Origin of the sequence: Deinococcus phoenicis (assembly GCF_000599865.1) — a bacterium.
In the GTDB taxonomy this organism is placed as follows: domain Bacteria; phylum Deinococcota; class Deinococci; order Deinococcales; family Deinococcaceae; genus Deinococcus; species Deinococcus phoenicis.
The window spans coordinates 1-9,655 of the sequence record NZ_JHAC01000054.1 but is presented as its reverse complement, the minus strand read 5'-3'; the positions used below and the strand labels follow the sequence as shown (position 1 = coordinate 9,655).

Here is a 9,655-nt window from a genome sequence, read left to right as displayed (position 1 = left end):
CCCTGGCCCACGCCGCCGCGCTGCTCAAGGCCGTGTCCGCCCCCCCCCGCCTGCGGCTCCTGATCGCCCTGGGCACCAGCGAGAGCGCGGTCAGCCACCAGCTGCGGCGGCTGCGCGACCAGAACCTCGTCTTGCCGCGCAAGGAGGGCCGCGTGGTGTACTACCGTCTGGCCGACGCACACGTCACGGACCTGCTGCGGAACGTGCTGGAGCATGTGGGGGAGGGAGGCCAGGAGGGTGGGAAGCGCTGAGCCATGAACTTGCACGCAGGCGCCTGGGCGTTTGGCTGAAGCTCTTTTTTTCCTCGCTCCTCGCTCAGCCCCTCAGCGCAGCAGCGGCAGCCCGAAGCCGTGCGCCTGCACGCGGTCACACACCCATTTGAACGCCTGGGGGTCCTGCACGAAGTCCAGCTCGTCGCCCGGCACGCGCACGACGGGGCAGGCGTCGAAGCCCTGCACCCACGCCGCGTACAGGCGGTTCAGGCCCTCCAGATAGGCGTCGGGAATGTCCTTCTCGTAGGCCCGCCCGCGCTGCGCGATGCGCTTTTTCAGGGTGGGCAGGCCAGCGTCGATGTGAATCAGCAGATCGGGCACCCGCAGCGCCGGGAGAATGCCCTCGTACAGGCCCCGATAGGTGGCCCAGTCGCGCGCCTCCATCTGCCCCGATTCATAGAGGTTGCGCGCAAAGATGTTGGCATCCTCGAAGACGGTGCGGTCCTGAATCACGTACCGGGCGCCCGTCACCATGCCCAGGTGCTGCTCCAGCCGCCGCGACAGAAAGTACACCTGCGAGTGAAAGGAATACCGCCGCATATCGCGGTAGAAGTCTTCCAGATACGGGTTTTCCGCGTACGGCTCATACACCGGGCGCAGGCCGTAACGGTCGGCCAGCATCCGGGTCAGGGTGCTTTTGCCGCTGCCGATGTTGCCGGAGATGGCGAGGTACATGTCAGCTCGCTCCGCTCGCGTGAGGGGCGTGTGGCTCGTGGCTGGCGGCTTGGAGATCAGCGAAAGCTCTGGCCTCAGGCTTTGGCCTCCACAAGCTCCAAACGACGGGCCACACGCTCTTCCCCCTCATACCGCCGCCCCTTCCCCCACCCCGGCGTGCAGCGCCTCGTCGATGTGGGCCAGGATCGCCTGCTCGTCTTCCGGCTTGCACACGAAGTCGTACCCGCTGGCGTCCACCGTCAGCAGGCGGCCCGGATAGGTGCGGAAGTATTCGTCGTAGCGGGTGGTCAGATCACGAAGGTAGGCGGCCTGCATGTCACGCTCGAAGGGCCGCCCGCGCTTCTCGATGCGCGAGAGCAGCAGTTCCGGCTCGGCCCGCAGGTACACCACCAGATCGGGCGTGGGCAGCCGGGGCGAGAGGTGCGAATACAGGTCCTCGTACAGCGCGAATTCGGCTTCACGCAGGTTCATCGCCGCGAAGATGAAGTCCTTGTCGAAGAGGTAGTCGCTGACCACGTTCCCGCTCCACAGCCCCGGCTGCGCGAGGGCCGAGAGCTGCTTGAAGCGCGACAGCAGGAAAAAGACCTGCACCTGAAACGAGTACGCCTCCGGAGCCTCGTAAAAGTGGGCCAGGAAGGGGTTTTCCTCCACGACCTCCAGGTTCAGTTCCGCGCCGTAGCGCGCCGCGAGCCGCCCCGCCAGGCTCGTTTTTCCCACCCCAATGGGGCCTTCGACGACCAGGTACACGGGTGGAATGATAGAGCTTCCAGCCGGCAGCGGCCAGCAGCCAGTAAAAAACATGCCCCAGCACGGGCTGGAGCGGTCTTCCTCTCTGGGTGAGCGCTTTACTGCAACGTGCGCTTGAGGAGCGGGACCTTCACGTCCACGCTCTTCTTGTTGCGCCACAGCCGCAGCGTGACCGTCTGGCCGGGGCGCTTGGCGGCCACCAGCCGCACCACGTCGTAGCTGCCGCGCACGCGCTGGCCGTCGACGGCCACGATCACGTCGCCCAGCGGCGCGAGCAGCTGGCTGCGGCTGTTGCGCAGGCTGCCGCGCAGCCCCGCCCTCGCCCCGGCGGTCCCGGCGGGCACCTCGTCCACCAGGGCACCCTCGCTGCTGCTCAGGCCCGCCAGCTGCCGCAGGGCCGGGTCGAGGCTGTCGAGGTCCACCAGCGTGACGCCCAGGGTGCCGCGCTGGGGCACGCCGATCTTCTCCAGATCGTCCAGGCTCTGCTGCACTAGGTCGCCGGGAATGGCGATGCCGATCACGCCGGGCACGAAGCCGTTCGGCGCGGCGTTGGCGTCGGCCACACCCACCACGGCCCCCCGCGAATCCAGCACCGGGCCGCCGCTGTTGCCGCCCTGGATGTTGTTGGTGCTGACGAGATACTGCCCGATCTCCTGCCCCAGCTGGTCGTTGCGCGGCACGTCGCGCGCGCTCGCCGCCACGCTGAAGTTGCCCACGCCCACGAAGTTCTGGATCTTGAGGGGCGTGCCGATGGTCACCAGCTTCTGCCCCGGAATCAGGCCCGCGCTGCGCCCGAAGCTCAGCGTCCTGGGGGCCGTGACCCCCGTGACGCGCAGAATGGCGATGTCGATCCCGGGGTCGATCCCCTCCACCCGCGCCGTCACGCGCCGCCCGTTGTAGAGCGTCACGCTGACCGATTCCTGGTACTGGATGACATGGTAGTTCGTGACGATCAGGTTCTGCTTGTAAAAGAACCCGGTGCCCGTCTCGATGGGGTCGTCGCCCGGCTGCAACACGTCCTTGCGCAGGCGGTTGTCCACCCGCACGACCGCCTGGAGGGCTTTTTGCGTCACCTCGACGGTGTTGATCTCGTCGGGGGTGACCAGGGCGCGCTGGGCGCTGACGCGGCCCGTGACATAGGCGCCCGTCGCCGCGCTGGCCACCAGCAGCAGGATTCCGGCGACGCGCAGGGCGGGTTTCACTCGCTGCCGCTGCCCTGGCTGCTGCCCTTGCTGCCGCCCTCGCTGGCCTCCCTGGGCCGCGAGTCGGTCACATAAAAGCCGCTGCCCCGGAACGCGATGCCAGGGGCCGACAGGACACGCTTGATGGCGGCCCCCGTCTCGGGGTGTTGGGTGAGGGCGTCGTCGCGCATGCTCTGTTTGATCTCGTAGAGTTCGCCGGTTTCAAGGTTCTTGTACACGTACGTCGGCATGGCCTGAAGTCTCCAGCGGTCAATGTAGCAGGGTGGGTGCAGCGGCGCGTCCCGGTTGACGGAACGTGAAGACGGGAACCCGGCCCCTGTCCGGAGCTGCGGGCCAGCCGGCAGTGGGCCAGTCGCCAGCGGGACCGGCCCCCGCCGGCTGCCAGGTCCTGCGGCTGCCCTGTCCTGGGTCCGGTTACTTGTACTGGGGCCAGGGCCAGCTCTTGAAGGTCACGTCCTGCCACTTGGGGTGCATGCCCTCGTCTTCCTGGAGGTTCACCAGTTTCTGCATGGCGCACTTCTGGTAGTCCAGCAACAGTTTTTTCTTGTCGGGCGTCTTGAAGTCGCGGGTCGCCAGGACACTCTGGACGGCGATGGTCGGAACGCTCTGGGCGCTGAGGTTCGGGTAGAACAGCTTGGCGGGCGCGTAGATGGCGCTGAGCTTTTCGTTGCTGGGCACCGCGACGAGCTGGACGCCGCCCAGCGCCTTGACCCAGGTCGCGGGCTGGCCGACGACCGCCAGCACGGCGTCCACCTGCCCGGCTTGCAGCGCCGCGAAGGCCGAGGGCTGGTCCTTGAGGCTCACGATCTGGTAGGGCACGCCCGTCATGGCGCTCACCACCCGCGCCGTGATCAGGCTGCCGCCCCAGGCCCCCACCCGCTTGCCCTTCAGGTCGGCAAAACTCTGCACGCCCGTCACGGTGGCCTTGCCCAGAATGTTCTTCTTGACGGTGGGGGGGCGGGCAAAGAGGTGCAGTTCCTCGTGGTGCAGCGGCAGCAGCGTGCGGATGTTCTCGACGCGCGGGTCCTTGTCGATCTGTTGCCGGGCCTTGAGCACGTCGCTCTGCACGAAGGCCAGCGACACCTCGTTGTTCAGCAGCAGGTCGATATTCTCCAGCGAGCCGCTGGTGCCGCGCTCGCGCAGGTAGGCGCTCTGGGTGCAGACCTGGCCGATGTTCTTGAACATGGCGCTGTAGGTGCCGGTCGGGCTGCCCGTCGCCACGTTCAGGGTGGGCGGGGGCGCGGCCTGCGCGGCGGTGAGGGTCAGCAGCAGGGTCGGCAGGATGCGGTTCATCGGGCCTCCGGAAAAGGGGGAGAGGCGGAAGGTCACTTCAGCTCGCCGTATCCGGGGTCACCGGACGCGGGCGGATTCGGCGTGAGCGGCGCCGTGGCCGGTCCAGGGCCGCTGGCGGAGGTCTCCCCGAAGGCCCCCCGCTGATCGAGGTAGATGACCACCCCGCAGACCAGCAGAATCAGGGCCAGCAGCGCCCCCAGGACGCGGGCGCGGGTCACGCTGTGCCCCCACCGGGGCGGGCGGTGCGTTCACCCGTGGCGAGGGCCTGGTCGAGCAGTTCGGCATTTCGCCCCGCCCGGCGCGCGATCTCGGAGAGGGCGCTCTCGGTCACGTGGCGGTCCTCGGCGCTGAGATTGGCCTGCTGGAGCGCCGAGGCGACGTTCCCCTTGGCCTGCGCGAGCTGGGTGTCGATCCGCGCCTTCTTGATCTGCCGGTCGAATTCCTTCAGGTCGTCCCGCAGGTCGTCGAGGTGGGTCTGGGCGCGGGCGAAGGCGTCCCGGCTGACCTGAAGGTCCGTTTCCCAGCGGGCGGTGTCGGCGGCGTCCATCTCGGCGCGGTTGGCGTCGATCAGGCGCGCGAAGTCGGCCAGATGCCCGTTCGCCTCGGCGAGCTGGCGGCCCTTGGCGGCGATCAGGTTCTCGAACTGCTGGCGCTGCACGATCAGCGTTTCGAGCGGCATCGCGCGGGCGACGGTTTCCTTGGCCCGCACCCGCGCCGCGTTCAGCGCCAGCAGCAGGGCAGGCATCAGGAAGATCACCGCCAGCACCGCTGCGATCAGGGCCGCCACAGTCACGGTGGTCAGCGCCACGCCCGCCACGGCCACGGCGGCCCCGGCCAGCGCCGCCAGCACCAGCACGCCGCCCCCCGTGTACAGCGCCACCCGCGCGGGCGTGAGGGGAGCCGCGCTGCGGACCGGCCGCGTGTCGATCACCGTCTCCTGACGGACAGGCTTGCTCATGTCTCCTTATACGCCGGAACTGTGGCGAGGGTTGCGGGGTGGCGGGGCCGGGAAGCGCCACGCCGCCTCAGGTTCGCCGCTTCAGGTTTGGGTGTGGGCCTCGGCGGTCTGTGCCCCGCTCCGCGTCTCTCCATATCCCGCCGCCCGCACGTCCTCCCACTCGCCCTGACCCAGCACGAAGGGCCGGTGCTGGAGATCGGTGGTCACCTCTGGCCCCTGGGGGGAGAGGAACACGTCCACCTCGGTGCGGATGCCGAAGCCCTTCGCGCGCGGGTAGGTGCCGGGTTCCACCGTCACGCACAGCCCCGGCGTGAGGGTGCGGGTGTCGTGCGTCTCGTAGTCGTCGAGGTTCGCGCCCGACCCGTGAATCTGCACCCCCAGGTCGTGCCCGGTGCGGTGCAGGAAGGACGGTGCCCACGCCTGCCCCATCGCCTCCCGCGCCGCGCGGTCGGCTTCCCAGCCCTGGATTCGGCCCCAGCCTTCCTGGGCGTAGCGCCCGCGCAGGAGGCTCAGCGCCGCGTCCCGCGCCCCGCGCACCGCCTCCCACGCTTCCAGGTATTCGGCGGTCGGCTCGCCCGCGTAGCCCACCCAGGTCACGTCCGCGAAGGGGCGGCCTTCCTCCTGCGCCCACAGGTCGATCAGCACGCACTCGCCCGGGTGCAGGGCCGCATTCTTCTCGCCTTCCGGCTGATAGTGCGGGTCGGCGGCGTTCGCGCCGAAACTGACGTTGACCGGGTGGCCGCTGGTCATGCCCGCGGCCTGAATGGCGCGCTCGATCACGGCCTGCGCGTCCAGTTCGGTCACGGCCTCGCCCGCGTTCAGCCGCTCGTGCAGCAGGCGGAAGGCGTCGTCCTTCGCGCGCATCAGCACCGCGGCCGCCCGGTCGTGGGCCGCCCGGTCTTCTGGCGACCAAATCAGGAACGACTGGAGCAGGTCCGCGCTGCTCACGATCTCTGCCCCCGCCGCGCGCACCCGCTCCAGCGTGCCGGCGTCCACCCGGCTGACGTAGGGCACGGCCCCTTGCGGGCTGTACTCCATCGCCACCGTCTTCCCGGCGACCACCCCGCGCAGCGCCGCGTCCAGTTCGGCGTGCGACCCGAAAGGCCGCCTCTCCACGTCCCAGCCTGCCGTCAGCGTGGCCCAGGTCCCGCCCTCGATATGGTTGTGCAGCACCACGGCCTGCCCCTCACGCGGCACCCACACGAAAAAGCGCCGGGTCAGGTGCGCCCCGGCGGGCAGGCCCAGCACCCGGTGCGCGTGGGGGTTGAGGCCCTGGAAGTCGTAGATCAGCCAGCCGTCCACGTGACCGGGCAGCGCCGCCGTGCCGCGCAGCGCGCCGCGCATCCGTTCGACCGGGGTAGGGGAAGTGGGGGTCATGGAGGCAGGGTAACAGGCAGGAGGCCGCACCGATCCCGGACTTCATCCCGCTACCCCTTTATCTCCTCACGCAGCGCCGCGATCTCTCCCCGCAGGTCCCGCAGTTCGCGGCGGAGCACCTCGTTATTCACCTCATCGGCGTCCGGCTCGCGCTCCTGATCGCTGCCGACAAAGAGGCTGGCGAGGGCAGCGGTGATGTAGCCGAAGACCGAGAAGCCGTAGAGGCCCAGCAGAAAGGACAGCATCCGGCCCTCGCCCGTCTGCGGCCAGTATTCCGGCCCGAGGCTGGTGAGCAGCATCCCGGTCCAGTACAGCCAGCCGCCGTACGTCAGAGGGGCACCCGTCTGCCCGGCCTCAAAGGACGCCATCCCCGCTGCGCCCGCCAGCGCGACCAGCCCGGTCGCTCCCAGCACGAAGCCGAGCTGGCGGCGGCGCAGGGTGCGTTGCAGCGTGCGCAGGCCCCGGTTCAGCCCGGTCAGGAGACGCAGCAGGTTCATGCCGCGCGTGAGCCGCAGCAGCCGCAGGGCGCGCAGGCCCTGAAAGGCACGCAGCACCCGCAGCGCGGGCAGCAGCAGGCTCAGCGCCGTCAGCCAGTTGCGGCGCAGGTACGTGGTCTTGTCGGGCGCGAGCGAAAAGGCCAGCAGGAAATCCAGGATGAAGATCCCCCAGATCACGTTGCTCAGGGTCTGGAGGAGCGGCGAGAGGCCCTGCGTCAGGTCCAGCACCAGCAGCGCCAGCCACACGAAGCTCAGCACCGTCATGGGCCGGTCGAGCAGGGCGCCGAGGTGCCGCAGCGTCGTGAGCCGGGCGGCGTGCAACTCGTCCGCCGGGGCCGGGGGAGGGGGAGGCGCAGAGGTCACAGGCTCCAGCGTACGGTTGTCCCGCCTGCGCGTCCCTACACTCCCCCTATGGCCTCTGCCCAAAAGCACAGCCCCGTCAGGCACAGCCCCGACATTCAGAGCTTCATGCGTCTGCTGGAAGCACGCGGCGAACTCGTGCGCGTGTCCGTGCCGGTGGACCGCGACCTGGAAATCACCGAGATTGCCGACCGCCTGGTCAAGAAGGGCGGCCCGGCCGTGCTGTTCGAGAACGTGAAGGGCAGCGACTTTCCCCTGGTGATCGGTCTGCTGGGCACCCGCCAGCGCACCGCCCTGGCCCTGGGCGTCTCCGACCTCGACGACCTGGCCGCGAAGGTGCGGCACCTGATCGACCTCAAAGGCGGCGGTGGCCTGGGTGGTCTCCTCGGCAACGTGGGCAAGCTGCGTGACGCGATGAACCTGCCCCCCCGCCGCGTCCGCTCCGGCCCCGCGCAGGAGATCGTGTGGACAGGTGACGAGGTGGACCTCGCCCGCCTTCCCATCCTGAAATGCTGGCCGCTGGACGGCGGGCCGTTCGTGACCCTGCCGCTCGTCATCACGCGCGACCCGGAGACGGGCGAGCGCAATATGGGCATGTACCGCATGCAGGTGATGGGAAAGAACGTCACCGGGATGCACTGGCAGCGCCACAAGACCGGGACGAAGCATCTGGAAAAGGCGCGCCGACTCGGGAAGCGTCTCCCGGTCGCCGTCGCCATCGGCGGTGACCCGGCCCTGATCTACGCGGCCACCGCGCCCCTGCCGCCCATTCCGGGCCTCGACGAGTTCGCCCTGGCGGGGTATCTGCGCGGCCAGCGGTCCCCGGTGATGAAGGGCGTCACGGTGGACCTCGACGTGCCGGCCAACGCCGAGTTCATTCTCGAAGGCTACGTGGACCCGCAGGAAGACTGGGCCGTGGAGGGGCCGTTCGGCGACCATACCGGCTTCTATACCCTGCCCGACCTCTACCCGCGCTTTCACGTCACGGCCATCACCATGCGCCGCGACCCCGTCTACCCCGCGACCATCGTGGGCCGCCCACCGATGGAGGACGCCTATCTGATCGAGGCCAGTGAGAGGCTTTTCCTGCCCGCCGCACAGATGATTCTTCCCGAGATCGTGGATTACCACATGCCGCCCGCCGGAGTCGCCCACAACCTCGTCGTGGTGAGCATCCGCAAGACGTATCCGGGTCAGGCCTACAAGGTCGCCAACGGGCTGTTCGGTCTGGGCCAGATGATGTTTGCCAAGGTCGTCGTCGTGGTGGACGAGGCCGTGCCCGTCAACGACTTCGCCGCCGTCTGGCGCGAGGTGACCGCGAAGGCCGTGCCGGGCCGTGACACCCTGACCACCCGTGGCCCCACCGATGTTCTCGACCACTCCAGCCGGGGCTGGGGCTACGGCGGCAAACTCATCCTCGACGCCACCACCAAGCTCCCCGAGGAGGTCGGCAGCGCCGCCAGCAGCCGGGAGGACCAGGGGAAGGAAGGCGCAGTGGAACCCCTCTTCGTCCCCCACACCTCCACGGACCTCCCCGACTTCGGGGGCGTCCTCGCCCAGCGTCAGACGGCTGACGGCTACTGGGTTGTGGCCCTGCACAAGACCCGCCCGGGACAGGCGCAGGCCCTCGCGGAAGCCTTCGCCACCCATCCCGCCGCCTCGGGCATCCGCCACCTCCTGATCGCGGACGAACAGACCGACGTGCAGAACATGCAGGACGTGTGGTGGACCCTTCTGAACAACATCGACCCCGAGCGGGATGTGCGCCAGGTCGGCCCCCTGCTCGTCTGGGACGGCGCCCGCAAACTTCCCGAGGAAGGCTTCGTCCGCGCGTGGCCCCCCAAGATCGAGATGACGCCCGAGGTGCAGCGCCGCGTCGAGGCCCGTTGGCATCTGTACGGCCTGCCGGAACAGGCCCGCTGAGCCGGGCCGCAGCGCCGGAAACTGGCCCCAGCACGCGCATTTTCCACAGACCCTTCACCTCCCCCAGAGCGCCCCGGGGGAGGTGTTGACATCTCCGGGGAGAAGGCATATAGTTCCCTTCGCCCGATCAAAAGGGCGAGGCGGAAAAGCTCGAAAGAGACCCGCCGGGACGCATGACAAGCTGATGCAAGTGACGATGACAGGGCCAACCGACAGGGTGGTACACGCGGTTCCTCCCCCGAGGGACTCCAGACGTGTGAAGAGCCGCGAGGCTCAGAAGGTCTTGAAGAAGACCAGCCAAGCGCAAGCGAGGCGTCAAACACATCAACGTGCAGTCCGCGTGCGGACTGC

At 69.0% G+C, this 9,655-nt stretch carries 11 protein-coding genes; 2 read left to right on the top strand and 9 right to left on the bottom strand.

Features of this window, described 5'->3' with window-relative positions; all coding sequences use genetic code 11:
- Window positions 1–251: ArsR/SmtB family transcription factor (locus tag DEIPH_RS14915; protein WP_034359615.1), on the top strand; the 251-nt coding region annotated here is incomplete at its 5' end.
- A gap of 72 nt (window positions 252–323) precedes the next feature.
- Here the strand turns inward: DEIPH_RS14915 and DEIPH_RS14910 are convergent.
- The 9 genes from DEIPH_RS14910 to DEIPH_RS14870 form a co-directional block, all read right to left on the bottom strand.
- A complete protein-coding gene (locus DEIPH_RS14910; protein ID WP_034359613.1) occupies window positions 324–947 on the bottom strand; it encodes a deoxynucleoside kinase in 624 nt (207 codons plus the stop codon).
- Window positions 948–1,073: 126 nt separating this feature from the next.
- The gene (locus DEIPH_RS14905; RefSeq protein WP_034359611.1) at window positions 1,074–1,694 is read right to left on the bottom strand and encodes a deoxynucleoside kinase; all 621 of its coding nucleotides are present in this window, start codon (window positions 1,692–1,694) and stop codon (window positions 1,074–1,076) included.
- 98 nt (window positions 1,695–1,792) lie between these two features.
- Window positions 1,793–2,896 (bottom strand): S1C family serine protease, encoded by a 1,104-nt coding sequence (locus tag DEIPH_RS14900; protein WP_034359609.1) that lies wholly within the window; start codon window positions 2,894–2,896, stop codon window positions 1,793–1,795.
- Window positions 2,893–3,126 (bottom strand): FmdB family zinc ribbon protein, encoded by a 234-nt coding sequence (locus DEIPH_RS14895; protein WP_034359606.1) that lies wholly within the window; start codon window positions 3,124–3,126, stop codon window positions 2,893–2,895. Before DEIPH_RS14895 ends, DEIPH_RS14900 begins: the two co-directional genes overlap by 4 nt.
- 184 nt (window positions 3,127–3,310) lie before the next feature.
- Window positions 3,311–4,189 (bottom strand): TAXI family TRAP transporter solute-binding subunit, encoded by an 879-nt coding sequence (locus DEIPH_RS14890; RefSeq protein ID WP_034359604.1) that lies wholly within the window; start codon window positions 4,187–4,189, stop codon window positions 3,311–3,313.
- A 32-nt stretch (window positions 4,190–4,221) separates the two neighbouring features.
- A complete protein-coding gene (locus tag DEIPH_RS14885; RefSeq protein ID WP_034359603.1) occupies window positions 4,222–4,407 on the bottom strand; it encodes a hypothetical protein in 186 nt (61 codons plus the stop codon).
- The gene (locus tag DEIPH_RS14880; protein ID WP_034359601.1) at window positions 4,404–5,147 is read right to left on the bottom strand and encodes a hypothetical protein; all 744 of its coding nucleotides are present in this window, start codon (window positions 5,145–5,147) and stop codon (window positions 4,404–4,406) included. Before DEIPH_RS14880 ends, DEIPH_RS14885 begins: the two co-directional genes overlap by 4 nt.
- Before the next feature lie 81 nt (window positions 5,148–5,228).
- Window positions 5,229–6,524: a M24 family metallopeptidase gene (locus DEIPH_RS14875; RefSeq protein WP_407636516.1), complete on the bottom strand. Its 1,296-nt coding sequence runs from the start codon at window positions 6,522–6,524 to the stop codon at window positions 5,229–5,231.
- Between the two features lie 50 nt (window positions 6,525–6,574).
- Window positions 6,575–7,384: an ion transporter gene (locus DEIPH_RS14870; protein ID WP_235183259.1), complete on the bottom strand. Its 810-nt coding sequence runs from the start codon at window positions 7,382–7,384 to the stop codon at window positions 6,575–6,577.
- A gap of 48 nt (window positions 7,385–7,432) precedes the next feature.
- Here DEIPH_RS14870 and DEIPH_RS14865 point away from each other — a divergent pair, with 48 nt between their 5' ends.
- On the top strand, window positions 7,433–9,304 hold the full coding sequence (locus DEIPH_RS14865; RefSeq protein WP_051517422.1) for a menaquinone biosynthesis decarboxylase: 1,872 nt from the start codon (window positions 7,433–7,435) through the stop codon (window positions 9,302–9,304).
- The last annotated feature ends 351 nt before the right edge of the window (window positions 9,305–9,655 follow it).

Bases quoted from the DNA above. Each gene is read 5' to 3' on its own strand.
- DEIPH_RS14895 (WP_034359606.1), bottom strand. From the start codon at position 3,126: ATGCCGACGTACGTGTACAAGAACCTTGAAACCGGCGAACTCTACGAG.
- DEIPH_RS14865 (WP_051517422.1), top strand. From the start codon at position 7,433: ATGGCCTCTGCCCAAAAGCACAGCCCCGTCAGGCACAGCCCCGACATT.
- DEIPH_RS14880 (WP_034359601.1), bottom strand. From the start codon at position 5,147: ATGAGCAAGCCTGTCCGTCAGGAGACGGTGATCGACACGCGGCCGGTC.
- DEIPH_RS14910 (WP_034359613.1), bottom strand. From the start codon at position 947: ATGTACCTCGCCATCTCCGGCAACATCGGCAGCGGCAAAAGCACCCTG.
- DEIPH_RS14875 (WP_407636516.1), bottom strand. From the start codon at position 6,524: ATGACCCCCACTTCCCCTACCCCGGTCGAACGGATGCGCGGCGCGCTG.
- DEIPH_RS14890 (WP_034359604.1), bottom strand. From the start codon at position 4,189: ATGAACCGCATCCTGCCGACCCTGCTGCTGACCCTCACCGCCGCGCAG.